General features: G+C 66.8%; 31 protein-coding genes and 2 tRNA genes. 31 read left to right on the top strand and 2 right to left on the bottom strand.

Annotated features, from left to right (window positions below; translation table 11 throughout):
- From C4T78_RS35705 to C4T78_RS35575, 30 genes are all read left to right on the top strand, one after another.
- Positions 1-751, top strand: a 751-nt coding sequence (locus tag C4T78_RS35705) for a DUF2637 domain-containing protein (protein WP_146075839.1), incomplete at its 5' end; no start/stop codon positions are given.
- 85 nt (positions 752-836) lie between these two features.
- On the top strand, positions 837-1,148 hold the full coding sequence (locus C4T78_RS35700; RefSeq protein ID WP_143185775.1) for a hypothetical protein: 312 nt from the start codon (positions 837-839) through the stop codon (positions 1,146-1,148).
- Positions 1,149-1,271: 123 nt separating this feature from the next.
- Positions 1,272-1,457, top strand: a complete 186-nt coding sequence (locus C4T78_RS35695; RefSeq protein WP_093350584.1) for a hypothetical protein — start codon at positions 1,272-1,274, stop codon at positions 1,455-1,457.
- Positions 1,458-1,485: 28 nt separating this feature from the next.
- On the top strand, positions 1,486-2,091 hold the full coding sequence (locus C4T78_RS35690) for a nucleoside/nucleotide kinase family protein (protein WP_143185777.1): 606 nt from the start codon (positions 1,486-1,488) through the stop codon (positions 2,089-2,091).
- A 92-nt stretch (positions 2,092-2,183) separates the two neighbouring features.
- The gene (locus tag C4T78_RS35685) at positions 2,184-2,954 is read left to right on the top strand and encodes a hypothetical protein (protein ID WP_093350590.1); all 771 of its coding nucleotides are present in this window, start codon (positions 2,184-2,186) and stop codon (positions 2,952-2,954) included.
- A 306-nt stretch (positions 2,955-3,260) separates the two neighbouring features.
- On the top strand, positions 3,261-4,067 hold the full coding sequence (locus tag C4T78_RS35680; protein ID WP_093350593.1) for a PD-(D/E)XK nuclease family protein: 807 nt from the start codon (positions 3,261-3,263) through the stop codon (positions 4,065-4,067).
- A gap of 145 nt (positions 4,068-4,212) precedes the next feature.
- Positions 4,213-4,488 carry a hypothetical protein gene (locus C4T78_RS35675; protein WP_103908201.1) on the top strand — a complete coding sequence of 92 codons (276 nt, stop codon included), beginning with the start codon at positions 4,213-4,215 and terminating at the stop codon, positions 4,486-4,488.
- 133 nt (positions 4,489-4,621) lie between these two features.
- The gene (locus tag C4T78_RS35670) at positions 4,622-5,293 is read left to right on the top strand and encodes a recombination directionality factor (RefSeq protein ID WP_093350599.1); all 672 of its coding nucleotides are present in this window, start codon (positions 4,622-4,624) and stop codon (positions 5,291-5,293) included.
- Between the two features lie 36 nt (positions 5,294-5,329).
- Positions 5,330-5,400 (top strand) — tRNA-Ser (locus C4T78_RS35665).
- 31 nt (positions 5,401-5,431) lie between these two features.
- Positions 5,432-6,058, top strand: a complete 627-nt coding sequence (locus tag C4T78_RS35660; protein ID WP_093350601.1) for a hypothetical protein — start codon at positions 5,432-5,434, stop codon at positions 6,056-6,058.
- Positions 6,059-6,089: 31 nt separating this feature from the next.
- A tRNA-Leu gene (locus tag C4T78_RS35655) sits at positions 6,090-6,162 on the top strand.
- Positions 6,163-6,316: 154 nt separating this feature from the next.
- Positions 6,317-6,658, top strand: coding sequence for a hypothetical protein (locus tag C4T78_RS35650; protein WP_143185779.1), 342 nt, complete (start codon positions 6,317-6,319; stop codon positions 6,656-6,658).
- A complete protein-coding gene (locus C4T78_RS35645; RefSeq protein WP_093350607.1) occupies positions 6,651-6,896 on the top strand; it encodes a hypothetical protein in 246 nt (81 codons plus the stop codon). Before C4T78_RS35650 ends, C4T78_RS35645 begins: the two co-directional genes overlap by 8 nt.
- Entirely contained in the window at positions 6,893-7,072 is a 180-nt protein-coding gene (locus tag C4T78_RS36725) for a hypothetical protein (RefSeq protein ID WP_093350610.1), read from the top strand. The genes C4T78_RS35645 and C4T78_RS36725 overlap by 4 nt, the downstream gene beginning before the upstream one ends.
- Before the next feature lie 9 nt (positions 7,073-7,081).
- Positions 7,082-7,474, top strand: a complete 393-nt coding sequence (locus C4T78_RS35635; protein ID WP_093350613.1) for a DUF6221 family protein — start codon at positions 7,082-7,084, stop codon at positions 7,472-7,474.
- Between the two features lie 4 nt (positions 7,475-7,478).
- Complete coding sequence (locus C4T78_RS35630; RefSeq protein WP_093350616.1) at positions 7,479-8,048, top strand: PDDEXK family nuclease; 570 nt, start codon at positions 7,479-7,481, stop codon at positions 8,046-8,048.
- Positions 8,049-8,065: 17 nt separating this feature from the next.
- Positions 8,066-8,242: a hypothetical protein gene (locus C4T78_RS36720; RefSeq protein WP_177247524.1), complete on the top strand. Its 177-nt coding sequence runs from the start codon at positions 8,066-8,068 to the stop codon at positions 8,240-8,242.
- Between the two features lie 124 nt (positions 8,243-8,366).
- Positions 8,367-8,804, top strand: coding sequence for a hypothetical protein (locus C4T78_RS35625; protein ID WP_093350619.1), 438 nt, complete (start codon positions 8,367-8,369; stop codon positions 8,802-8,804).
- 133 nt (positions 8,805-8,937) lie between these two features.
- Positions 8,938-11,514 (top strand): phage/plasmid primase, P4 family, encoded by a 2,577-nt coding sequence (locus C4T78_RS35620; protein ID WP_093350622.1) that lies wholly within the window; start codon positions 8,938-8,940, stop codon positions 11,512-11,514.
- 110 nt (positions 11,515-11,624) lie between these two features.
- The gene (locus C4T78_RS35615) at positions 11,625-12,365 is read left to right on the top strand and encodes a DNA cytosine methyltransferase (protein ID WP_093350625.1); all 741 of its coding nucleotides are present in this window, start codon (positions 11,625-11,627) and stop codon (positions 12,363-12,365) included.
- Positions 12,366-12,695: 330 nt separating this feature from the next.
- Complete coding sequence (locus C4T78_RS35610; protein ID WP_093350627.1) at positions 12,696-13,250, top strand: hypothetical protein; 555 nt, start codon at positions 12,696-12,698, stop codon at positions 13,248-13,250.
- 12 nt (positions 13,251-13,262) lie between these two features.
- Positions 13,263-15,149 (top strand): DNA polymerase, encoded by a 1,887-nt coding sequence (locus C4T78_RS35605; RefSeq protein ID WP_218161556.1) that lies wholly within the window; start codon positions 13,263-13,265, stop codon positions 15,147-15,149.
- 31 nt (positions 15,150-15,180) lie between these two features.
- Positions 15,181-15,483 (top strand): hypothetical protein, encoded by a 303-nt coding sequence (locus tag C4T78_RS36715; protein WP_093350630.1) that lies wholly within the window; start codon positions 15,181-15,183, stop codon positions 15,481-15,483.
- Between the two features lie 287 nt (positions 15,484-15,770).
- Entirely contained in the window at positions 15,771-15,983 is a 213-nt protein-coding gene (locus C4T78_RS35600) for a hypothetical protein (RefSeq protein WP_093350632.1), read from the top strand.
- A 156-nt stretch (positions 15,984-16,139) separates the two neighbouring features.
- Positions 16,140-17,456, top strand: a complete 1,317-nt coding sequence (locus C4T78_RS35595; RefSeq protein ID WP_103908200.1) for a sigma factor-like helix-turn-helix DNA-binding protein — start codon at positions 16,140-16,142, stop codon at positions 17,454-17,456.
- Positions 17,457-17,530: 74 nt separating this feature from the next.
- Entirely contained in the window at positions 17,531-18,457 is a 927-nt protein-coding gene (locus C4T78_RS35590; protein WP_093350635.1) for a hypothetical protein, read from the top strand.
- A 38-nt stretch (positions 18,458-18,495) separates the two neighbouring features.
- A complete protein-coding gene (locus tag C4T78_RS35585; RefSeq protein ID WP_093350638.1) occupies positions 18,496-18,741 on the top strand; it encodes a hypothetical protein in 246 nt (81 codons plus the stop codon).
- A 260-nt stretch (positions 18,742-19,001) separates the two neighbouring features.
- Positions 19,002-19,136 (top strand): hypothetical protein, encoded by a 135-nt coding sequence (locus C4T78_RS37250; protein ID WP_258958406.1) that lies wholly within the window; start codon positions 19,002-19,004, stop codon positions 19,134-19,136.
- Entirely contained in the window at positions 19,129-19,377 is a 249-nt protein-coding gene (locus C4T78_RS35580; RefSeq protein ID WP_093350641.1) for a hypothetical protein, read from the top strand. Before C4T78_RS37250 ends, C4T78_RS35580 begins: the two co-directional genes overlap by 8 nt.
- A gap of 202 nt (positions 19,378-19,579) precedes the next feature.
- The gene (locus C4T78_RS35575) at positions 19,580-19,978 is read left to right on the top strand and encodes an MmpS family transport accessory protein (RefSeq protein ID WP_107916092.1); all 399 of its coding nucleotides are present in this window, start codon (positions 19,580-19,582) and stop codon (positions 19,976-19,978) included.
- 61 nt (positions 19,979-20,039) lie between these two features.
- Here C4T78_RS35575 and C4T78_RS35570 read toward each other — a convergent pair whose 3' ends face one another.
- Positions 20,040-20,720, bottom strand: a complete 681-nt coding sequence (locus C4T78_RS35570; RefSeq protein ID WP_093350647.1) for a helix-turn-helix domain-containing protein — start codon at positions 20,718-20,720, stop codon at positions 20,040-20,042.
- A 318-nt stretch (positions 20,721-21,038) separates the two neighbouring features.
- Between C4T78_RS35570 and C4T78_RS36240 the strand changes: the two genes are divergently transcribed.
- A complete protein-coding gene (locus tag C4T78_RS36240) occupies positions 21,039-21,350 on the top strand; it encodes a hypothetical protein (RefSeq protein WP_093350650.1) in 312 nt (103 codons plus the stop codon).
- A gap of 235 nt (positions 21,351-21,585) precedes the next feature.
- On the opposite strand, the gene C4T78_RS35565 is transcribed toward C4T78_RS36240, so the two are convergent.
- Positions 21,586-23,139 carry a recombinase family protein gene (locus C4T78_RS35565; RefSeq protein WP_093350652.1) on the bottom strand — a complete coding sequence of 518 codons (1,554 nt, stop codon included), beginning with the start codon at positions 23,137-23,139 and terminating at the stop codon, positions 21,586-21,588.
- Positions 23,140-23,179 lie beyond the last annotated feature (40 nt).

Here is a 23,179-nt window from a genome sequence, read left to right as displayed (position 1 = left end):
CCCCGCCGTAATCGCTGCGATCATGAGTTACGAACACCTGCGCGTGGTCGCCGAGTTCGCCGGCGAGGGTTGGCGCGCAGGCCTTCTCCCCCTGTCCGTAGACGGCCTGGTCATCGCCTCCAGCGTCGCCGCGCTGGCCGCCCGACAGGCTGGCCAACGGGTCCACGGGATGACGGCCGTGAACCTGCTGGTCGGCCTTCTGGTCTCCGTGGCCGCGAACATCCTCGTTCCGTTCCTGCCGTTCCTGACCTCCTCCGGCCGCATCGCGCTTTCCGCCTGCGTGGCCGCATGGCCCGCGGTGGCGCTCGCCTTGGCTTTCGAGGAGCTTCTCCGGCTTCGGCGCGCTCAGGTCGAGGTTCCGCAGGAGGCAGAAGTTCCGGAAGTTCCGGGGTTGATGGACGATGTGGACTACATCCAGGCGGCCTTGCTTCCGGAACCGGAAGTGACGGGGTCGCAAGCACGCGCGGAAGTTCCGGAAGTTCCGCAGGAGGCGGAAGTTCCGCACGTCACGGCTCCAGAGCCGGAACTGATCGAGCTTCCGGAAGTGACGGAACCGGAAGCGACGGAACTTCCCGTTGCGGAACCCGTGACCCCCTTCACGGGTAGCGTCCGTGATCTCGCCATCGCGGAAGTCCTGCGGAACCCGGGTATCACCGGCAAGGCCCTCGGCGAGATGTTCCCGCGTGCGGGTCGGCCGCGCTCCGACTCCTGGGGTCGTCAGATCAAGCGCGCCGTTGCGGCGAATGAGTGAAACCTTCTCCGCCATCGCGTTGGAATGTCAACGCGCAGTGCTACGCTTGCGCAGCAAGCCGGATAGAGCCCATAAGGAGCGGGATATGACCCCAGCAGAAGAACTCCGCCAAGCCGCCGCGAAGATGCGCAAGCTCGGAGCCGGTGCAATCTCCGGGCCATGGCGTCGGGGCGATGACAAGACACAACTCGTGTTCGATTCGCTCGGGGCGAGCGTCGCCGGCGTTCACTGGGGCGACGACACCGCCGAGTGGATCGCGACGATGTCCCCTGCTATCGCGGAGCCGCTGGCCGAGCTCCTGGAAGGTGTGGCCGCTCGTTGGTCGTGGACCAACCGCGCCGACACCGACGCGGAAGAGTCCGCCCTCGCCCTGGCCCGCCAGATCAACTCCGCCTGACCCTGGACGAAACGGGCTTCGGCCCGTCGCCGGAATCGAGACCGGCCTGACGAGTCCCACACCATTTCACCCCTATCCCAACGCGCCCACATGCGCGTTGAAATGTCAACGCTGGAGTCCGCCATGCTGCGCTCGATCGCTCGGAGCTTCGCCCGGCACTTCGACGGGCTCCGGTTCATCTTGGCCGTCCTCGCCGCGGCCGTCTTCTCGTTGGCCGTCTTCCTGACCTCGCCGGGGAGCACCTGGCACCCGTTCAGCCCCGATCACACCACCACTCCGTCGACGGCGTCCGTCACGGCTACCGAGTAGCGTCCCCATATCAACGCAGGAGCACATGATGATGCAGAACATCGGAATTGTCGGCCGGAAGCGCTCCGGCAAGGACACCGCCGCCGCGGCCCTCGTCGAGAAGCTCGGTTACGTCCGGCACGGTTTCGCGGACCCGCTGAAGGACGCGGCGCTCGCGCTGAACCCCTTCATCCTCAGTCCCGACCGGGACCACTGGCCCGCAGATGGCCTGTTCGCCCAGTTTGACAGGCTCGCGCCGGCCGTGGAGGCGTTCGGCTGGGAGGTCGTGAAAGACACCTTCCCCGAGGTTCGCCGCATCCTCCAGCGCCTGGGCGACGAGGCCGGGCGACAGGTGCACGGCGAGGAGACCTGGATTCTGAACCTGCTCCGCCGGGTTGCCGCGGAGAACGAGGCCGGTCGCCCTGTGGTCGTCCCCGACGTTCGGTATCCCAACGAGGCGGAATGGCTTGCCAACGCCGGGTTTCTGGTCGTTCGCGTAGATCGCCCAGGATTCTCGACGCCGGTTCCCGGTGAGCACGCCTCGGAACAGGTCGAGCGGATCGGGGTTGGTACGGTGCTGCGCAACAACTCGACGGTGACAGATCTCGAACGGCAAATCATCTCATTGGCCGAACGCGACACCTGTTCAGCTTAACCCTCCTGGGTAACATGGACGCGCCCACCTGTTCCACCAGGTGGGCGCTTTTTCACCCCTTTGGACGCGTTGAAAATGCTACCGTTAAGTACATGACATCTATCGCCGAGCTCATCCACCTGGCCGCCGGTGAGCTACGCGAGTGCGCAACGGCGCCGACGGATCTGCGGACGGCTCATCTCCGGCAAGCCGCCTCGCTGATCGTCGACATCCGCGAGCAATGCGAAGACCCAAGCGGGCGGGGGCCGGACTGGACCGGCAAGTCGAGGACGTACCGCGATGCACTGGCCTCCGTGTACCGCCAGATCGAGGACGAGGTCCCGCCGAAGAGGCTCCGGCAGATGAAAAGCCAAATCCGGTATCACTTTTCGGTGATCGTCCGTGAACGAATTGGCGACGATATCGCGACCCTCGATCTCTTCGGGCTCCGTAAGGAGTCCATTAAGGACACGAACCGCCAGGCTGCCGAGCAGCAACGGGCGCTGCTCGAAACCGTCGGCTTCCTGGCGGAGGACACCGATAGCACCAACGCAGCGGCAAGGCTCGTCCACGGCGCGCTGTACCTCGTGAAGATGGCTGCCGAGGCCGGCCTTGCCGACGCGGATCAAGCCACCCGCGAGGGAATCCGCAACAGCCTTCGCGAGATCGCGCAGAGGCTCCCCGAGCTCGCGACCGCGCCCACCCGTATCGACCTGGCCCGCGAGATCCTCCAGAGCATCGAGCCTGGGTGCATTCGTGGGTTCTCTGGGGAGACACGGGACGAGCTCAGCGCCTTACTGGTCGCGATCACGATCGAGTCCGGCCGACTTCAGGCAGACCTAACCGGCGCCTCACGCCTTACTGACCTCCCCACCGTCTCCTGACGGGACGCGAAACCTCGAAGCTGCCTCTGACCTGCGGAAACGCCGGTTTTGGTGACAGCGGTGACACCCCCTCCCAATGATCGCTATAGGCGACTTTTTCAACACCTACCCCGCCTAAGCACCTATCGGAGAGGGTGTCACCACCGTCACCAGAATCCCCCATTTCCGCAGCTCAGGGGCCCTTTTTGCGCTTCGCGGCACAGTCGAGGGCTGCGCGCAGCGCCGGGGGTCACGCGGTTTCCCCGTTACCTCCCGTTGAGCCCCTTACCCGGGTGTCCACTACTGCGACACCCGGAGGTAGCCGCGATGGCTTCCGTGAAGACCAAGAAGGACCGGCAGACTGACTCCCGGTTCTACGTGCGCGAGGACCGCGAGGAGCGAGTTCCTGGCGTCACCAGCGTGTTGAACATGATCCCCAAGCCGTTCCTGACGTTCTGGGCCGCGAAGGTCGTCGCCGAGACCGCGCTGGAGTGCCTGCCGGAGGTGACCGGCCTCGCGCTGAAGGACAAGCAAGGCGCGATTGACTTCCTGAAGGGCGCCCCCCGCCGCTCGACCTCGGGCGCGGCCGACACAGGCACCGAAGTCCACAACCTGTTCGAGCGCATCGCGCGCGGGGAGCAGCTGGGCCGCGTCCACCCCGACTACCGGCCGTATGTGGACGGTATCCACGCGTTCAACGACAAGTACTCGCCGGAGTACCTCTTCGTCGAGGACACGGTGTGGAGCGACGCGCACGGTTACGCCGGCTCGTTCGACGCCATCGTCCGAATCGACGGCGAAACCGTCATGCTCGACGCGAAGACCACGAGGTCCGGCGTTCACAGCGAAGTCGCGATGCAGCTGAGCGCCTACGCCTACGCGGACCACATCATCGGCCAGGACGGCGAGGTCCACGACATCCCGCAGATCGACGCCGGCGCCGTGCTCCACCTCCGCCCCGAGGGCGCGAAGCTCGTCCCCGCGCGCGTCGACGAGGAGACCTTCGAGGCGTTCCTGGTCTGCCGGCGGATGTTCGACGTCGTCAACACGCAGATGGGAACGATGGTCGGCAAGCCCGTTTTCGACACCACGCTGGAGAAGTCGACCGGCTCCCAGCGCCGCGCCTCGCGCTGATCCACAGGGTTTGGCTTCCAAACCCTGTACCGCCCGAGCACCAACCCGAGACCCGGATTACTCCACACGAGTGATCCGGGTCTCTGCGTTTCCCGCTCCGGACGTGGTGACGCCCTTCCCCTGGCACACGAACAAGGGAGCACCAATGTCCAACCTTTGCCAGAAGAACCACCTCATGGCCATCCGGTGCGTGGAGTGCGTCGCCCAGACGATCTCCGGCATGACGCTGGAGGCGGTCGAAAATTGGTGGGAGCAGGGGGTTATCACCCAGGACGCACTCGACGGGTACCGCCACGTGTGGGCGATCTCCGCCGCCCGGTCCGCAACCTACGACCACTGGAAGGCTCTCCCGAGCACGCCCGAAGGCCAGCACTACGCACGCGCGATCGTGGCCGCCCTCCCGAGCGGGCGCGGCAACTGACGACACCGAGACCCGGATTACTCCACACGAGTGATCCGGGTCTCTGCGTTTCCCGGGGCTTCTCCGGTGACTCCCTTTCCCCGGTGCGAACGACGCGATTCGCGTCTCCCACACCACATCTGGAGCACCTCCCATGTCGCTGCGCATCTTCGAAACCGACGCCGCCGCCCGCGCCCCGAAGCGCCTTTCCGACTCCTTCACCCCGGACTTCCGCCTGAAGGGCGGTCTCCTGGTCAACGGCCGTCCGCAGGCCCTGAGCACCTGGGCGTTCACCACGGACGAGGCCCAGACCGCCTCGATGCTGTCCCAGAGCTTCGGCGGCGAGGTCGAGATCCTGGACGTCGAGAAGGGCGATGACCACCAGATCGTGACCGAGGCCGCCTCGATCGACATCCTTCTGGAAGGCCCGAAGGCCCTCTCCGCCGTGATGGTCCTCTACGGCATGGACCGCAAGCCGATCCACCGTTGCGACGGCATGTACTCGCTGCTGGAGGACGACAAGGGCGAGCCGTGCGGGTGCCCCGCCGAGTTCAAGGCGCGGAAGAACCTCGCGGAGAAGGGCCGCGGCCCGAAGCCCGAGATCAAGCTGACCTTCCAGCTCGCTGACAACCCGGAGCTGGGCATCGGCATGTACCGGACCGGCTCCTGGACCCTCGTCCGCGATCTCCCGGAGATCGAGGAGGAGCTGGGAGACCGCGAGGGCAACGGCCCGATCCGGGCCCGCCTGAAGCTGGTGCACGTCGAGTTCACCACCAACGCCGGTCAGAACGTCTCGTACCACCGCCCGGTCGTCGAGTTCATCTGATCCACCCCGGGTGGGCACCCAAACCCACCCGGGCAAGCGCGCGTAGTCCAGCGGCAAGACGCCCCCAGAGAGCGGGGGAGACGCGGGTTCGACTCCCGTCGCGCGCACTCGGCAAGACCCAACGAACCGAGGAGCCTCATGCCCCAGCACCGGATCACCTACGTCACCGACACCGTCCCCGAGAACCTGCCCGAAGGCGCGACCATCGAGCGCGTCCCCGCTCTTCCGCTCGACCTCGTCGCAGAAGACGGGAAGGTTCTGGTCCTCGTCCAGCAGAGCGTTATGAAGGACGGCGCGTACCTGCACCTGAACAACGCATCCATCCACCTCACCGCCGACGAAACCCGCCGCGTGATCGAGGCCCTCCAGGAGACCCTCCCCGAGCCGGAACCGATCGAGCACACCGTGATCTGCCTGGTCGACGGCGACGGCGATTCCTGGTGGGAGTTGGTGCCTGGGCTGTGGACTGCGGGGTTCGACGAGGCGGAGGCCCGTCTCAACCGCGCAGAAGATGCGGAACTCGTCGTGGACCGCACGCTCGACCAGATCCGTACCGAGTACGGCATCCGGGGCGAGACCGCCACCGAGTGGGGCGGCCGTACGGAACCCCCGGCCGACGTCATGGCGACCGAGGACGCGGACGGCGACCGCTGGTTCCGCTGCGAGGACGGCCGGTGGTCTGCGTACGTGGCAGCCGCCGAGGGCGTCCTCTGGGACGAGGGCCCCGCCAAGTACGCCCCTCACACCATCGTCAGCCGCAAGTAGCACCAACGGCCCGACTCACCTCGGGCCATCAGCGCGCGTAGCTCATCCGGCAGAGCGCCGGTCCCAGAGGACCGGAGGAGCGGGTTCGACTCCCGTCGCACGCACGTCAGCAACACCCGAATCCAGGAGCAACCGATGACCACGACCAACGCGCCCCGCATGGCCGAACCGAAGAACCGCCACGACGCCGATTGCGAGGTGTGGACCGGTGACGGTGCCTGCACCTGCGGCGCCGGCTGAATCCGAAGGAGCGACGCAATGCCCCGATTCCGAATCCCGATGCGTAACACCGTCCACTACACCGTCGAGGTGGAGGCCGATTCGCTGGAGACCGCCCGGGAGGTTGCCGAGATCGAGGGGCTGCCCGGCCTGATGATGCTCGACCACCGGTACCCGGACGAATCCGGCTGGGAGGTCTACGACGCAGAAGACCGCGACGAGGACGAGGCTGCCCATGTCGAGACGGTGTCGCGAGCGATCTACGTCGCGCACGGCGGTGTTCTGCCGGAGCAGGAGAACCACTACCGGCAGTGGGCCGACGGGTACCGCGACATGGCCCGCGCCGCGTTCGCCGCGATGAAGGAGGACAGCGATGCCTGAGCCCGAGTACGAGTACCGCCTCCTCCACCGCGCGGCAGGCAGCGATCACGAGTGGTCGCAGGTCTACACGAACCGCGGCGCCGGCCGCCCGTATCGCACCCTCGGTGCCGCCCGCGGGGTGATGACTCGGGAAAAGACCTACAACGAGTGGGTCCACGGCAACAACCCGGCGATCCCGATGCAGGAGTACAAGATCCAGCGCCGTCCCGTGACGGCCGGCTGGGAGGACGTCGAGTGACCGCCGTCCACGTCACCAACCACTCGCGCCACGTCCCGGGCGACCTCCGCGCCCTGGGCCGCGGCGACGAAGTCGTCCTCCACCCCGACGCCCCGTCCCGCCCCGACTGGTCGGCGCTACTGTGCGCCTTCCCGGTCGCCATCGGCCGCGGTGCCTCCGTGAAGTGGACGAAGTAGGGAGCAGCCATGACAAACGAACTGATCACCTTCATCCGCGCCCGCCTCGACGAAGACGAGCAGATCGCCCGCGCCGCCTCGCCCGGACCCTGGCACACGGACGCCGAGGCCCAGGAGGTCACGGCCGTTGACGGCATCTCGGTCTGCGACGTGTTCGCCCTCAGCAACAACCAGCTCCGGGCGACCGCACACCACATCGCCCGCCACGACCCGGCCCGCGTGCTGGCCGAGGTCGACGCCAAGCGGCGGATACTCGCGCTCGACGAAACGGCGTCCTCCTGGACGAAGGGAACCGCAGGGGCCACAGCAGGCTACGCGCACGCGATTCTCAGTGACACGCTACGGCTTCTCGCCCTGCCGTACGCAGACCACCCGGACTACCGGGAGGAGTGGAGGCCATGACCTGATGCTATCCGTAGAGACCGAGTACGGCGGGTACCGCTTCCGCTCTCGGCTCGAAGCGCGCTGGGCCGTCGCGTTCGACGAGCTCGGCATCGTCTTCGAGTACGAGCCGGAGGGGGTGAAAGTCCCGCTCCGCTTCCGGACGTCCTGGTACCCGCGCGCCGCGGTCATGCGGTACCTGCCGGACTTCTACCTCCCCGAGTTCAACCTGTGGGCGGAGGTCAAGGGCCGCATGGGCGCGCAGGACGACATGAAGACCCTCAACGGCGCCGCGGAGCTCTCCGACCACGGGTCCGACGTCCTGGTCCTCGGGGACGTCTTCCGCCAACCCCGCGGCCAGTCCCGCCGACCGTGGCGGCTCACGTTCAGTGAGGGTGAGCTCGTTGCGTCCGCGTGGCCCGAAACAGCGGTGTACGAGGAGGAGCTGATCGCGTCCGAATCCGATCCGCAGGCCATAGGCCACTCGATCGACCTCCTCCGCGGCTACGTCTGCGACGAGCCTCTCCCGAAGGAGTACCGCGAGGCTTTCCGCGCGGCGCAGCGCGCACGCTTCGAGCACGGCGAGAGCGGCTGACACCAGATTGGAGCCCTATGTTCCCTCCCGAAGTCCGCATCGAAGGCCCGCTTGGCAGCCGCACCGTCACCGTTGGTGGGGTTGAGATTCCGGCAGTCGAGGCCGTGTCGGTGTCCGAAGCCGTCCACGACCTTCAGCGGGTCACCATCACGGTTCTCACGGACCGCGCCACGATCGCCTTCCCGGAGCGCTGATCACGCCCCAAGACAAACGCCCGGATCGCTCACCCCGAGCGGTCCGGGCTTTTCCATTTCCCGCTCCGCCACCCCTGAGCCCCTTGTCCAGCTGACCAAGACCAGAACCGACGAGGAGCCGACCATGAGCGACAAGGACTACCAGGCGATTGCACTCGGGCAAGCCGAGGACCTGAAGAAGCAAGCCGACCGCATCCGCGAACTGATCCGCGAGCGGGACGCCGCGAAGTCAGAGACCGAAGCGGCCTACGACCTCGCCGCGCAGTACGCGGAGCGGTTGGGCGTCGATCTCGCCCGGGACGAAGCTCTCAAGTACGTGGCCCAGTACTGGGAGGCCCGCGGCGGACTGGAGAAGAGACTCTCCGCGCTGGAGACGTTCCATTGGGACGTCCTCACGCTGGAGCGGGAACTCCGAACGGGTGCGGAACGCGAGGACCTTCACCCCAAAGTGCGGAAGCTGGCACTGCGGGTTGCACAACGGATTGTGTCGGTGAGTCAAGGACTCCGCCGAGGCAAGGAGTTGTTCCCGCGCCCCGCCGCTCCGGGTGAAGCGGTGGAGTGAACACCCGTGCTTCCCGAAAGCCCGGGCCTCTTAGGGGGTCCGGGCTTTTTGCGTTTCCCGATTCGCCCAGTTCGAGCCCCCTCACCGAGCGAAAGGGGCAGCCGCCCAACGCCATTTTCCAGGAGCCGCCACCGTGACCTCGTACCAGAAGACCCTCCTGACGACCGCGCTCGACCTCGTCCGCGCGGGCTACTACGTCTTCCCGTTGACGGTCGTACTCGACGAGGCGACCAGCAAGAAGCGCCTGAGCATGCCCTTCCCGCACGCGGAGGGCTGGAACCACCACTCCAGCAACTCCGAGGAGCAGGTCCGCGAGTGGTTCGCCATGCCCCGGAAGTCCATGAAGGGGCTCGCGATCGACTGCGGGAAGTCCGGTGTCGTGGCGGTTGACCTGGACGTCAGCGGCTCCGTGAACGGGCTCGAATCCTGGAACGCGCTCCCCGAGCAGCAGCCCACCCCGATGACCGTGGTGACCCGCTCGGGCGGTGTGCACCGGTTCTACCGCGACCCCTCCGGCCGCATTCGCAACTCAGCCGGCGAGGTCGGTCCCGGGATCGACATCCGCGGCGTGGGTGGCCTGGTCATCACGGCGCCGACGCGGGTTTTCGGCTCTGACGGCGTCTACAGCTTCGGCAACGGCATCACCCCGGTTGCCGAGCTTCCGGAGCTCACCGAGGGGATGATCGAGGTCATCACGGCCCGCCAGGAGACCGCCCGCCCGCGGTTCGATCCGTCGATCCACGGGACATACAAGGTCTCCGAGGAGCAGGGCCGGGAGATCCTCCGCCACCGCCTGGAGCGCCTGGGCACTGGCCGCGGCATGCGCGCCGCGATCTTCGGCTACGCGGTCGGGTACGCCCAGTTCGAAGGCGGGAAGGCTGCCCGCGACGAGGCGACGCTCGACGCGGACTCCGTCGCGGACGCGATCGGTCGCCAGATCCTGGACGTGGTGCCCTGGGAGGCGCTCGATGACGAGGACATGGCGTGGATCGCCGACGGCGTGTCCAAGGGGCTGGCCCAGCCCTGGGAGATCGTGACCAATTCCGAGGTCCTCCCCGACGTCGAGGAGGACGTCCCGCTCGACGAGCTCCTTCAGCGGGTCGCACCGCGGATGCCCGGGTCTCCGAGCAAGTCCCACGCACTCGCGGCACCGGTGGTCGTGGACGAGCTGGAAGGCCGCTACCTCCACGTGGACGGCCTGGGCTGGCACGAGTGGGTGGGTGATCGCTGGTCTCCGGAACCGAACATCCCCGTCCGGAACGCGGTCCAGCGGATGATCCTCCGCCACCGCGCCGAGGCCAACCGGATGCAGAAGGCCCTTGCCAGTAACGAGGAGTACGCGGCGCTCCGCTCCGAGCTCCAGGTCCTCCAGGAGTCCGGCTCCGCCGGCTCGCAACGCGCGCTGGAGGTCCAGAAGCGCGTCGACGATGCCGCGGCATGGGCAGACGACTGGAAGGCCAACGGTTCGTGGTGGTACGCCCTGGGCAACGGCAGGGACTTTGAGCAGGTGATGCGGTTCGTCGAGGCCGACCCGGGCCGCATCTACATCCGCGCAGAGAACCTCGACAAGGACCCGAACCTCCTGAACTGCACCAACGGGACCGTCGACCTCCGCACCGGCGCGATCCGGCGCCACGACCCGAAGGACTACATCACCAAGACGACGAAGGTCCCCTTCGACCCGTCGGCGACACACCCCCTCTGGGACAAGGCCCGCGAGGCGTTCGCCCCCAGGATCGAGGAGTGGCTCCAGAAGAAGGTCGGGGAGGGAGCCTTCGGGCGACCGTCCAATGACGACACCATGCTGTTCAGCTTCGGCGGCGGCTCGAACGGCAAGAGCACGCTGACGGACGCCATCCTCTACAGCCTCGGGGACTACGTCGTGTTCTTGCACGACAAGGCCGTCCTGGGCTCCGACGGCGACCACAGCACGGAGAAGATGGTCTTCCGTGGCGCCCGCTGGGCCGTGCTGGAGGAGCTCCCGGAGGCCCAGGTCCTCCGGCCGGCGATCCTGAAGAAACTGATCGGGACCGCCAAGATCACGGCCCGTCTCATGCGGCAGAACAACGTGACGTTCGACGCCACACACTCGCTCCTGATCAACTCCAACCACCGTCCCCAGGTGCTGGAGAACGACCGGGGCACGTGGCGCCGGCTGGTCGCCGTCCCGTGGCCGTACACGTTCAAGTTCCCCGGCGAGGCGCTGGAGGACTCGGACGAGCGCTGGGCGGACACGAAGGTCAAGCACGGCCTGAAGACCGACGTCGAGGTCCAGAAGGCGGCCCTGGCGTGGATCGTCGCGGGTGCCGTGGCGTTCACGGACGCCGGGGACACCTGTGGTCCTCTGCCGGAGCTGGTCCAGAAGGAAACCGGGTCGTGGCGCATGGAGTCCGACACCTTCGGCGCGTTCTTCGACGCGGAGCTGGTGGTCGACCGACAGGCCGCGGTGTCCTCCGCGGAGCTCCTGAGCACCTACAACGAGTGGCTGGAGGACCTGGGCAAGAAGCCCGTCTCCGACGGCCACGTCGGTACCCGCCTGTCGACCATCAAGGGCGCCAAGGCGGTGACCAACCGGCGAATCAAGCGCAACACCAAGTCACTGACGGTCTCAACTCAGGGCGTGCTGACCAGCCTCCCGGACCAGTTCCGCGCCTGGACCGGTCTCCGCTGGAAGACCGCCGAGGAGAAGGCCGCCGCCCTGGCGGAGTGACTCCTCCGAGCCCGGATCGCTCACCCCGAGCGGTCCGGGCTTTTTCCGTTTCCCGCTCCAGTCCCGCTGAGCCCCCTCCCCCGGTGAACCACTCACCGAGGAGAGAAGCCATGAACTCCAGCCCACGTGCTGGTTCCCTCTGCACCGGATACGGCGGTCTCGACATGGCCGTGGAACGCGTCTTCGGCGCTGAGCTCACCTGGTACTCCGATATCGACCCCGGCCCGATCCGGCTACTGGAGCACCACTACCCGACCATCCCGAACATCGGCGACCTGACGACCGTCGACTGGCAGCAGCTCGCCGAGACCATGCCGGTCGACATCCTCACCGCCGGGTATCCCTGCCAGCCCTTCAGCGTCGCCGGAAAGAAGCAAGGAGCGAACGATGACCGCCACATCTGGCCGCACATCGCCGAAGGCATTCGCGTTCTACGACCCAGAATCGTCGTCCTGGAGAACGTGGCCAACCACCTTCGAATCGGATTCCCCGACGTACTCGGAGACCTGGCCGCGCTGGGGTACCACGCATCGTGGGGTGTCGTCCGAGCTTCCGACGCCGGCGCTCCCCACCATCGAGCACGCCTCTTCGTCGTTGCTGCCGACCCCAACGGTTTCCGACACCAATGGACCGAGAAAGACGCCGAGACGGGGGGGGGGGGGCAGATCTCCGTTCTGAGATTTACCTTCTTGCCAACCCCGACGGCGAACCTCGGGTCGAACGGCGGCCCGCAACCGCCGGAGAAACGTCGAGCGGGCAACCACTCGGTGAGCATCGAGGACGTGGTGGCGTTCCTTCCTCGGTCGAGTGGGGTAAGTACGGCCCCGCGGTCGAGCGCTGGGGCCGCGTAATCGGACGTCACGCTCCTGACCCGCAGACCACCGGTCCTCGCGGCGGGAAGAAGGTTGCCCCGGCCTTCGCTGAGTGGATGATGGGGCTTCCCGTGGGGCACGTCTCCGAGGTCCCCGGGCTCAGCATCAACCAGCAATTGAAGCTCTGCGGAAACGGTGTCGTTCCCCAGCAAGCGGAGCTTGCAATCCGCCTGCTCCTGCCAACCCTCTCGCTCTGACAACGAATCGCCCCGGTCTCACTTCGAGGCCGGGGCGATTTGCGTTTCCCGCTCCTCCGCTCGTGAGCCCCCTTCCTCCACGAAGGACGACGCCCGAGCAACCGGAGCCCCTATGACGATCGACATCGAAGACCTACAAGCCTTCGCCAACCGGCGGGCGGAACTCCGCGCCGCGCTCGACGGCGCCGACTGGGCGACCACCATGGCCGCCACGCAGGCCGGGATCATCACGGCTCAGTCGCTGGGCTTCCGCGCTGAGAAGGCCGCGGCGAAGGCGTTCGGCTGGACTCGTGTCCCGGTGGTCATCCACCGCGGGGACCTCCTGACCCCCGACGGGGAGTTCGTCGAGCTGAAGACCACGACTGGCCCCGGCGGAACGCTCATGCTCCGCCAGATCCGCACGTCCCAGCGCGTGAACTGGCTCCTCGTCTTCGCCGGAACACCCTTCGGCGAAACGGAGATCTTCGCCCTCGACCGACTCGACGTCGAGCACGAATCGCGCGACATGGACGCGGCTCACGGAGTCCGCGCCACCGCCTCCGAGCTCGCGATGACCTTCGACCGCTCCAGCGAGATCTACCACCGCTGGATGGCGAACTACCACCTGGCCACCGTCCGCGAGCTCGACGAGGCCGCCGACGTCGTCAACGACCGAATCCGCCCGTGAGGAGGGAAGACCGTGCAAAAAGCGCTGTTCCTGGACATCGAGACGTGGGGTGTCGAGCACCGGTGGAACAAGACCCCGGAGGAGTTCTTCCGCCTGGGCGGCTACTCCTGGGGGCTCGACGGCGAGGTGGTCCTGACTGAGGACCTGGAGGAGATGCGCCGCGTCATCCGCGAGGCCGACGTGGCTGTGGCCCACAACGGCCACGCCTTCGACTTCTCGGTCCTGTTCGGCAAGCACTCGACGGAGCCGCTGGAGCTCGCACTCGAAAACCGACTCTTCGACACCTGGACCCACGCAACCCTCGTCCACCCCGCACCGTCGAGCTACGTCGACCGCAACGGCCGAGCGTGGTTCGTCCGCGGGCCGGAGGACGCCAAGCGCTGGTTCTCCCTGGACAACCAGGCGTATCAGCTCGGCGTCGCCGGCAAGGCTCAGGACCTGAAGGCCCTCGCTAAGCGCTGGGGTGGCTTCGAAAAGATCCCGACCACCGACCCCGAGTTCCGCGAGTACCTCGTACAAGACGTCGTAGCTCTCCGGGACATCGCACGCCGGCTGTCGGCCCTGGGTTCCCCGACCGATCCGTACGCGATGCGCGAGCAGGTCAACGCCGCGATCGATGCGCAGAACTCCCGCAACGGGTGGCGGGTCGACGTCGAGAAGGCCAAGGCCCGGATCGCAGACCTGGAGGAGATCAAGGAGCGGACGCTCGCGATGCTCCACGGGCGGTTCGGCCTCCCGACCGAAGGCAAGGCGCCACTCCGGACGAAGGCCGGCAAGGAGGCCGTTCTCCGCGCCCTGGCCGAGGTCGGGGTCTCGGAGGACATGCTCCCTCGCACCAAGACGGGCGGGCCGTCCCTGGGCGGTGCGGGATTGGTCGAGGTCGCCGAGAACCTGCCGGACCGAATGGAAACCCCGGTCGACGGTCCGGACCAGGCTGTTGGTTGGGGTGCCTCGACGTCGATCCCCACCGACCCCGAGAAGGCTCGGGAGCTTGCCCAGGCCATCGCCCAGATCGGCGGTCTCCGTCCGCTGGCTGAGCAGGCGCTGAACTACCTCCAGGACGACGGCCGCGTCCACCCGGAGATCTTCACGCTCCAGCGGTCCGGCCGGAAGAGCACGCAGAACCCCGGCCTGACCACCTGGTCCCAGCGGGACAAGAAGAAGCGCGTGGAGAAGGAGTACTTCGTCCCCGACTCCGACGACCACGTCCTGGTGGAGTTCGACTACAACGCCGCCGACGCCCGGATCGTGGCGGCCTACTCCGGCGACGAGGCGTTCAAGGAGCGCTTCGCACCCGGCGCCGACTCGCACCTGATCACGGCCAACGCGGTGTGGCCCGGCATCGGGTACGACCGGAGCATTCCCGAGGTCGAGGAGACCCGGAACGTCGCGAAGGCCCTCGGGCACGCCTACGCCTACCGGGCCGGTCCCCGGACCCTCGCCCGATCGGCCAAGCAGCCGCTCGAAGTGGCCCAGAAGTTCGTGAACGCCATGAACGCGGCCTACCCCAAGGTCACCAAGTGGCAGGAGCGCTCGACCAAGGAGGCCCAGCGCTACGGCTACGTCATGTCTGACTGGGGTCGCCGGATGCCGGTCGAGAAGGACCGCGAGTTCACCCAGGGCCCGGCGCTGAAGGGTCAGAACGGGACTCGGGAGATCGTCGTAGACGGTCTGATCCGCATGGCCCGCAAAGACATTCGGTCGATTCAGATGCTCAAAGCCCAGGTCCACGATGCCCTGGTCTTCAGCGTGCCCCGGGCCGAGCTCGACTACTGGGTCCCGTTCATCAAGGGGTGCATGGAGACCAAATGGGCGCCGTCCGACGGCCGCGGCCAGGAAATTGACTTCCCCGTCGGTGGCGGCGAACCCGCCGAGAACTGGGCCGCAGCGGCTCACTAACCCCGCCCCATCTCAACGTAGGAGCACACCGATGTTCGACAGCAACCTCGTCACGTCCCTGGCCTCTGTCATCCACAAGGCCAGGACCGCCTCCGAGATCGCCCCGATCCTGGAGGACCTCCGGCACAAGCTGCCCGCGGGCTACGGCGTCGCTCGACCGGCCGACGGCGTCCACCGCCCGGTCGAGGCAGTGCTGGTCGCCCAGGAAGACCGCGGGATCACACCCGAGGTCACCACAGCCCTGACTGCCCTCCGCTATGCGCGCCACAACCTGGAGGCCGCGATCGAGGCGATGAACGCCGCTGTGGACCGGTGGCAGGCGCCGCAGAAGTGAAAAAGGCCGGACCCCCATCGCTGGGGTCCGGCCTTTCGTTACGCCCAACGCGTCCACATTTCCACGCGACTGGGCCATATGGGTGATTTAGTGCTGCACCTTTCGCGCAGCCACAAGATTCATTTCCGCAGGTAGACGCACTTTCCGGTGACGCAACCAAGATCTTTCATACCTACCGTCGCGTTGGGATTTCAACGCGTCTGTCCGTAGGCTCCTGTCATCGATCCAATCTCGTGGTCGCTCGGAGCTCTGACCACAAGATCACTCAAAACCCCTGGGAGTAGCCCATGAGCACGTCGCAGACCACGCCCTTGCAGATCGTCCGAGACGGAGGCGCCCTGTACCTGGGTAGCTCCTGCGAACGATTCGGGTGCGGTCACGCCTCCACCGTTCACGACAACAGCGCCGGTCAGTGCAAGGGAACCCGCCAGACGTTCAGCGGCCGGGGTGACGAGCCGTGCCGCTGCATGTCGTTCCAGGCGCCCTACTTCGGCCGCTGATACCGCAGCTCACCCCCAACGCTGGACGAAACGCCGTGAGGCGTCGCCGGGATTGAGACCGGCCTGACGAGTCCCGCGCATTTCTCTGCGCATTTCTCCACGCATTCGTCTGCGCATTTCCCTGCGTAATTCCGCGCAATCAAGGAGCGATCCCGCATGCCCAAAAACAGCCCCCACCTGGAAGAACGCGTCATCCGACAGCGCGAAACCCTGACCAGGATCGCCCCGAACAAGGTCGGCCGGTTCTCCGAGCGGGTCCTCCGCCTGGCCGCAAACGACCGGTTCTCCGAGGCCGTGGCGGCATACAACGCGTCCGCCACCGTCGCGCAGTCCTTCGACAACAAGCCCGACGCGGACGCCTTCGCCGAGATCCTCCGCGGGGACGTCAACGCGCGGTTCGTGGGAGTGGTGTGTCACGAGTCGCGTTGGGATGTCAACGCGGAGATCTTCAGCGGCCCGTCGACCGATGAGCTTGCGCACCTCGCCGCGGACGGGGATGAGCTCGCGTTCTGGGCTCTCTACGCCCGCGTTCTCCCACGGATCGAGCGCAATGCCGCCGACTACGGCGTCCTGAGCTCCACGGACGGACCCGGTGCGGTCTTCGATGAAGACGATGCGCACCAGCGCCAAGTCGAGACCCTGCTGGGGCTGCTGGCAGATCTGGACTTCTCGACCTCGTTCGTCGGCAAGTTCAACGCCGAGGTCCGCGAGGTCTTCCACGAGGCTCGCCGACTGTCGAAGGCGTACACCCTCCCCCAGAACCACGACTACGCCCTGGTCCAGAGCGCCGTCCGCGCCCACGCCGGCGACGTCGAGGCCGCGGCCGAGGACCTGGCCAGCAACCCCGACCGCGCCCGCCACATCTCCCGGGAGAAGTTCTACGCGCTGCTGGCAGCCACCGACTCCGCCCGGTACGCCGAGTTCGACCCCGCGGGCACCGAGGACCAGGCCGACCCGACCCAGGCCGACGTCATGTCCTCCGTCGAGTCCGGGTTCGACAACGCGGGTCTGGAGTCGGTGTGGCTGTCCCTGGGCTGCCGTGAGCGGGAGATCCTGACCCTGCGCTACGGCCTGGACGGCACGGAGCCCAGCACCCCCGAGGAGATCGCGGAGATGCTCGGGCTCACGAAGCGCCGGATCAACCAGATTCTGAAGACCCTCCACGACCGGATCGCCGCGGCGAACGTCGGTTTGTCGCTGGAGTCCGTCCGCGAGCTCGCCGGGTTCCGGCCGCGCAAGCCCGCAGCGAAGACCGCCTCAGAGCTCGCCCCGGTCTTCCCGGTCCACGTCCGCCACGTCACCGATGAGACCGCGGTCCCGACCGTCGCCGAGCGCCGCGCCAACCCCCAGGACGGCGTCCGCGCCCCGCTCCTGATCCGCGTGGGCGAGCAGTGGAGCCGGGTCTACCCCCAGCGCGTCCCGGAGCGCGTCGAGCTCGGAGTCCACCGGTCCAGCACTGAGTTGCGCAGCTGATTTCCCGGTCCGCGGCCGGTGAGCCCCCTCCACCGACGAGGGGCCACCGGCCCACCAACCCCAAGGAGCGAACCATGAACGAGTACTACCCCGAGCCCGGGAAGGCAGAAGCTCTCGCCCGCGCCTACGGGAAGGGTTGGAACGAACACCCACTGGCAACGTCCAACGGCACCTACGAGGAGCTTCGCGACCGTGCAGAGAGGGCGGAGCAGGAGGCCGCGAAGTTCCTCCGTTTCTGGGAGCAGTCGGAGAAGGACCGCGTCGCCGAGGTCGAACGGGCCGGGAAGGCGGAGGAGAAGGCGGACGCCTGGAGGGATCTGGCGCACCGCCGCGTCGAGCTGTGGAAGCGGCACGCGGAGCGACTTCGGCAGGGTGCGAACGAGAACGCCGCGCAGGGCGTCCAGGACCGCCGGCGGGCGGAGAAGGCCGAGGCTGAACGCGCAGCCTGGTGGGAAGCCGCGAAGACCTTCGCACGCGCCTACTACGGCGCCAACGACTTGGCCCAGCAGCACTACGACCGCGCCGAGAGGGCGGAAGCCGCGCTGAACGAGATCCGCGAGCTGGTCCGCGATCACGTGCGATTTCCCGCTGACTCCATCGTCGACGACGTTCGAAACCTGGTCAGCGAGCTCGCGATCCGTACCCACGGGGAGGCCCGGGAGATCCACGACCTCCGCGACCGTGCCGAGAAGGCGGAGGCCAAGATCCGCGAGTACGAGGCGGAGACCTGGATCGACCACGACGGGACGGTCCGGCCGATTCACGAAACCCGCGCCCAGCTCTCCCGCCGGTTGTACGACGAGAACGAGCGCGCGGGACGGGAGAAGGCACGAGCCGACAAGGCCGAGGCCGAGCTGGTCGGAGCCAACAGCCGCGCCGACCACTGGATGGACTTGGCAATCGCCATCGAGGCCGAGTTCGACGAACTGAAGGCCGCCCTCCACAAGCTCTCGAACTGCTGCAACCAGGAGACCGGCGAGTGCACGGGTGACGCCCGATGACCGCCGCATACACCCGCCTTGCCCGATAGGAGCCTGACATGCCCAGCACCCGCTACGCCGAGACCCCACTCCTGAACGTCGAGACCTGCTCACACGGCAAGAAGAACGACGGCGGCATCACGGCCGTAGCCGAGGGCGCCGCGTTCTCCTTCCCCGCCTGCGGTCGCTTCCACCGCGCCACCCGCGACAAGTACGAGGTGGACGCCCGGTGGACCGAGGAGCAGCGCATCGCCGAGGAGCGCCGCGCCCGTCTGGCCCTGGCGCGGGAGGCCCGCCGTGGATGACTACCACTACCGCGTAGGCGTGGTCCGCATTAACAACACCCCGAGCGTCCGGGGTTGGTTGGGTTTCCCCAGGGTTGACGACCCCGCCGCCGGACCGTTCCGCGGCATCGGTGAGGCGATCGACTGGGTTCGGGACCACGGGGGCGGTCGCGTCCGCTACGGCGAGGGGAAGTTCTTCCCCGCCCCAGCACGGGAGGCACGCCGTGGCTGACCTCGACGCACGTATCCGGGCGCGACTGGACCACGGTTCAGCAGATAGCGTGTACGCCTCTGTGGACGCCGTCCGCGCCGTGCTGGACAAGATCGCCGACGCCGAGGAGTTCGGCGACGACGTCGACCTGGACGACATCCAAACCGCAATCGCCCGCGAGCTGGGAGTGGAGACCGATGGCTGACCTCGACGCCCGTATCCTTGCCTACCTGGACGCCCGGATTCGGGCCCGGATCGACTGGCTGTGCGGACCCGGGGACAAGTCCGCCGCCGCCCTCCGCGCCGTGCTGGACCAGTCGACGAAGTGGGACCGTTACGCGCAGCTCGCGCGAGGAGACGGGGACAACCGCCGCGCGGTCGCATACGAACAGGCCGCTTACGACGCCCGGGAGGCAATCGCCCGCGAGCTGGGAGTGCCCTCGTGAGCGGAACCGCCGACCCCTGACCCACAGCCCCGACCGGGAACCACCGGTCGGGGCTTTTTCGTGTCACCCATTTGGCCGCGTAACGAACCCAGAGTAACCCCGATATCCCTTTCGTCCGGGTGGGGGAACGCCCGGCTTACAGAGGGGAATCGGCCGAATGCCGTCCTACCACGTCGTTTCCAGTGCGAGTCCGCGTGCCGCGGTGAAGGCCCGCCGGGTCCGGAACCTCGTCGCCTTACTCGTCCTGGGCTTCGTTGCTGTCATCGGGAGCGGCTGTGCAATCCCTCCGCCCGCCACGAACTCGCCCGCGGGCAACGCCGGCGGAGGCTCCACGGTCGAGATCATCGGGTCCGGCGAGGCGATGGTGACCATCACGGCCGGCGGTACCTCGTCCAACACGGTCCAGCTCCCGCACACGGCTGAGCTCCCCGAGGGATTCGCGTCCGTGTCGGTGAACCGCTCGCCGAGCGTCGAAAGCTACATGAACGGCAAACCCGACACCGCGGAGATCAGGTGCCGGATCGTGCGCGATGGCAAGGTGGTCGACGAGCAGTCCGCGAGCGGTGAGTTCGCGATGGTGACCTGCAACAAGTTCATGTAGCACGCATGGAGAAGCCCCCTTCAAGCCTTCGGGCCGGAAGGGGGCTTTTCGTGTTTTTGAGCTACTTCCCGAGCACGGGCACAAGTTCTTTCAGCAGGTAAGCGCCGCACCAGCGCGACTCCGCGTCGTTGTCGAGGAGTACCTCCTTGGTCAACGCCTTGGCGAGCTTCCGCGCATCGGGCGCGGTCGCTGGTTCGCGTACGACTTGCTTCGCCGTATCCCAGTCCCATTGCGTGAGCTTCGAGACCTCGGAAACCAGGCTCAGGAACTTCACCCTCTGGTCGGTCTCCAGCACATCGATGATCAGCGCCGTGTCTTGCGCTCTGTTCAACTTCGAGAGCACGGCTAAGGCGTTCGCTCGCAGCGTCGACGTGCGACCAGTGCGCACCCACTCCCTCATGTGCTCGATACCGGGCTCGGTGAGCTTCGCTGCCAGGAAGAAGTCAACCGTGCGACTGCTCGGGGATGTGGCGAGCACCCCGGGGTCTCCGTTGTCGATCGATCTTGCCAGTTCAGTCAGGGTCGGCCTGTCGGCCGTCATGACTCGCGGATGGGTGATGTCGCGACGACGGAGCATGTCGTCTCCAATCGGGCCCAGTTGATCCTCGTACCCCCTCACGATAGCTACCGTGGCGGGTCTTCGTCCTGCCTCGACGTTGCTCAGGTGCGACTTCGAGACGTACAACTCTCGCGCCATCGCCGTGAGGCTGACCCCAGCCTCCTTGCGCTTCTGGCGCAGCATCGAACCTACGTCATCACTTGAAAACACCTGAAAACCTCAGAGCCTTCCGTGAACGATCAGTAGCCGCGAGACTACTTGGTGAGCGGCCCCATCGGGAGAGATTCCCGAAATTCCCCCGGCCTCGGTGGGGCTGCTCTTCCATCCGCCTGGAGGTGTCGTAATCCCGTGTTGTCTTTCTGCGACGAGCGGTAGCTACCTGACCGTTCAGCTGACGCCCTCCGGAAATGACCGGTAGGCAACCCGCCGCCCGCTGAAAGCTGCCCCGACCATCACGGGAACTACGGCGTATATGGAGGTGAGGCCCATATCGTTCGGAACATGACGAAGCAGCCCATTACTCGCTACTACAACTTTGGCGTCACGTTCCGGTGGATACGAGGCGATGCCCACATCGCCGTGAAACGTGGCTACGTCTGCGAGGGTCAGGCCTTCGTCGTCCTCTGGCAACCGCCGTACGAGATCAGGGACAGACCGGGCGACGACCCGCGGAACGACAAAAGGACCTGGATAGCAACCATCCCCGTTAACCCCATTCGGTGGGATGACGACAGGTATTTCGTCAACACCGCGTGTGCGTGGGCTCTCAAAAACCCCAGGTTCGTTGATCTCAAAAACCGCACCGACACATAAGGAGATAATGCCGTGCCGTGCAACCACACCTACCAGCAGGACAGTGATGGGATCTGGGTCTGTACTCAGTGCGGACAGCGTATGTAGCCGTTGACGCTTGTTCGGTGCAGGGTTGCCGGGGGAATGCAAAAGGCGCGATTGGAGACCCCTCTCGATGAGATCGGGAGGGGTTCTCTTCTTTGTCCGGACGGGTGACCAGGGACCGGGCACAGACGCACACCGAAGCGCTACCGTCTCAGTCTGCGTCGTAACCGACCGGGACCAGGTTCACGCGCTCGTCGGGTTTGAACCGGTAACCGCGCCCCCGTGCCTTCTTGACCTCCACCCGCTCGAACGCCAAGCGGAGAAGCTCCCTGCGCTCGTCGTTATCCCCCTGGGACTCCCAGGCTTCGAGGACGAGTTCCGGCTCCAGAAACCCGCCGATATCCAGCGCCCCCGGGCCGAGGTCAGCCCTTCGCTTCACGAGGGTCACGAGCGCCCCTGACACCTTCTCGTGCAGACGCGCGTACCTGTCGGTCCCGCCTGGATCAGAGAACTCGCCACGCTCGTACCGAGCGGCCTCCAGGTCTGAGAGCCTTGCTTCCGCGTCCGCGATCCGCGCTTCGAGCTCGTCGCGTTCGTTGGCGCCCGCGGGGTCCGTGTAGCGCCCCCAGCGCTCGGCGACCGCGATCAGGAACGGGTCCGGGTTGTCCGGGTCGAACGTCGCACCCGAGAGCCGGTCGAACCACTGCCCGACAACGTAGCGGTCCAGTACCTCAACCATCGCGCTCGCGCCGGGGCAGTGCCCGCCGGAGCGCTTCGAGCCGCAGACGTAGGAGCTCCCCGAAGCCGACATCCGCGCCCCGCACTCGCAGTAGACCAGCCCTGTAAGGAGCGCCGTCGGCTTTCGCTTCGGCCGAACCCCTTTCCATGTTGGTGTCGTGCGTTCGGCGATCCGTTTAAGGATCAACTGCCGTTCGGTCGGGGATATGAGCCTCTCGTCCTCGTCGAGGATCTCGACGACGTCTCCCGTCTCTGGGTCCCGGTACGGCTGTATATCGCCGGTGTAGACGGTCTCCCCGGTCTCCGGGTCGACCCGGGTAGTCGAGATGGGCATGAGACCCGCCAACGTCGGGGATTTGAGGATCTGGGCGATGGTCCCCGCAGTCCACTGCTCTCCGCGCGACGGTTTGACCCCCTCCGAGTTCAACGCCCGCGCGATCTTCACCATCGATAGACCGCCCAGGTATCTCGAAACAATGTCCCGGATGACCGGCGCAGTCGTCGGGTCACGCTCCAGGCCGTTCTTCCCGCTTCGGAGCCCGTACGGCAACGGCCCTCCCAGCCAACCGCCCGCCGGCCGTAGGTGATCCTTCGCGTTCTTCACCCGGAACGACAGGGTTTCGGACTCGTCTCGCGCGCGCTCCGCAAGGAAGGCAATCACGGACCGGTGCCCGGAGACGCTGGAGTCCAGCCCGTCCACGACGAACACGATTCGAGAGCCGACGAGCTCCAGCTGATCGAGGACAAGCCCGACCTGGCCGATTCCTTGCCGGCTCAGGCGATCGAGCTTCCAGACCACGAGAGTCGAGACCTCGCCGGACGTCGCAGCCCTGATCGCCTCGGTGAACGCCGCGCGCTTAGTCCGGCGCTTGTACCCCGACCGCCCTCGGTCAATGTGGCGCGTACGGACGCGAATCCCCTGGCGCTCACACCACGCGGTGCAGTCTGCGTCTTGCCGCTCGATCGCGGTCTTGCCCTCCCTGTCGAGGGACAACCGCAGGTAGAGGTCTGCCAGCTCGTGGGCCATGCCAGCGAGTTTACTCTTCTGTCATGGACGTCCAGAAGTC

Origin of the sequence: Saccharopolyspora kobensis, assembly GCF_900108315.1 — a bacterium.
Taxonomy (GTDB): Bacteria; Actinomycetota; Actinomycetes; order Mycobacteriales; family Pseudonocardiaceae; genus Saccharopolyspora; species Saccharopolyspora kobensis.
The sequence above is the reverse complement of the archived record's forward strand: the minus strand, read 5'-3'. Positions and strand labels throughout refer to the sequence as shown.

Coding starts and splice junctions, on each gene's coding strand:
- C4T78_RS35630 (WP_093350616.1), top strand. CDS start 7,479: ATGCTATCCGTAGAGACCGAGTACGGCGGGTACCGCTTCCGCTCTCGG.
- C4T78_RS35565 (WP_093350652.1), bottom strand. CDS start 23,139: ATGGCCCACGAGCTGGCAGACCTCTACCTGCGGTTGTCCCTCGACAGG.
- C4T78_RS36240 (WP_093350650.1), top strand. CDS start 21,039: ATGACGAAGCAGCCCATTACTCGCTACTACAACTTTGGCGTCACGTTC.
- C4T78_RS35580 (WP_093350641.1), top strand. CDS start 19,129: ATGGCTGACCTCGACGCCCGTATCCTTGCCTACCTGGACGCCCGGATT.
- C4T78_RS36715 (WP_093350630.1), top strand. CDS start 15,181: ATGTTCGACAGCAACCTCGTCACGTCCCTGGCCTCTGTCATCCACAAG.
- C4T78_RS35670 (WP_093350599.1), top strand. CDS start 4,622: ATGTCGCTGCGCATCTTCGAAACCGACGCCGCCGCCCGCGCCCCGAAG.
- C4T78_RS35570 (WP_093350647.1), bottom strand. CDS start 20,720: ATGCTGCGCCAGAAGCGCAAGGAGGCTGGGGTCAGCCTCACGGCGATG.
- C4T78_RS35635 (WP_093350613.1), top strand. CDS start 7,082: ATGACAAACGAACTGATCACCTTCATCCGCGCCCGCCTCGACGAAGAC.
- C4T78_RS35600 (WP_093350632.1), top strand. CDS start 15,771: ATGAGCACGTCGCAGACCACGCCCTTGCAGATCGTCCGAGACGGAGGC.
- C4T78_RS35695 (WP_093350584.1), top strand. CDS start 1,272: ATGCTGCGCTCGATCGCTCGGAGCTTCGCCCGGCACTTCGACGGGCTC.
- C4T78_RS35595 (WP_103908200.1), top strand. CDS start 16,140: ATGCCCAAAAACAGCCCCCACCTGGAAGAACGCGTCATCCGACAGCGC.
- C4T78_RS35615 (WP_093350625.1), top strand. CDS start 11,625: ATGAACTCCAGCCCACGTGCTGGTTCCCTCTGCACCGGATACGGCGGT.
- C4T78_RS35650 (WP_143185779.1), top strand. CDS start 6,317: ATGCCCCGATTCCGAATCCCGATGCGTAACACCGTCCACTACACCGTC.
- C4T78_RS35690 (WP_143185777.1), top strand. CDS start 1,486: ATGATGCAGAACATCGGAATTGTCGGCCGGAAGCGCTCCGGCAAGGAC.
- C4T78_RS35660 (WP_093350601.1), top strand. CDS start 5,432: ATGCCCCAGCACCGGATCACCTACGTCACCGACACCGTCCCCGAGAAC.
- C4T78_RS36720 (WP_177247524.1), top strand. CDS start 8,066: ATGTTCCCTCCCGAAGTCCGCATCGAAGGCCCGCTTGGCAGCCGCACC.
- C4T78_RS35645 (WP_093350607.1), top strand. CDS start 6,651: ATGCCTGAGCCCGAGTACGAGTACCGCCTCCTCCACCGCGCGGCAGGC.
- C4T78_RS35685 (WP_093350590.1), top strand. CDS start 2,184: ATGACATCTATCGCCGAGCTCATCCACCTGGCCGCCGGTGAGCTACGC.
- C4T78_RS35700 (WP_143185775.1), top strand. CDS start 837: ATGACCCCAGCAGAAGAACTCCGCCAAGCCGCCGCGAAGATGCGCAAG.
- C4T78_RS35675 (WP_103908201.1), top strand. CDS start 4,213: ATGTCCAACCTTTGCCAGAAGAACCACCTCATGGCCATCCGGTGCGTG.
- C4T78_RS35610 (WP_093350627.1), top strand. CDS start 12,696: ATGACGATCGACATCGAAGACCTACAAGCCTTCGCCAACCGGCGGGCG.
- C4T78_RS35585 (WP_093350638.1), top strand. CDS start 18,496: ATGCCCAGCACCCGCTACGCCGAGACCCCACTCCTGAACGTCGAGACC.
- C4T78_RS35680 (WP_093350593.1), top strand. CDS start 3,261: ATGGCTTCCGTGAAGACCAAGAAGGACCGGCAGACTGACTCCCGGTTC.
- C4T78_RS35590 (WP_093350635.1), top strand. CDS start 17,531: ATGAACGAGTACTACCCCGAGCCCGGGAAGGCAGAAGCTCTCGCCCGC.
- C4T78_RS35625 (WP_093350619.1), top strand. CDS start 8,367: ATGAGCGACAAGGACTACCAGGCGATTGCACTCGGGCAAGCCGAGGAC.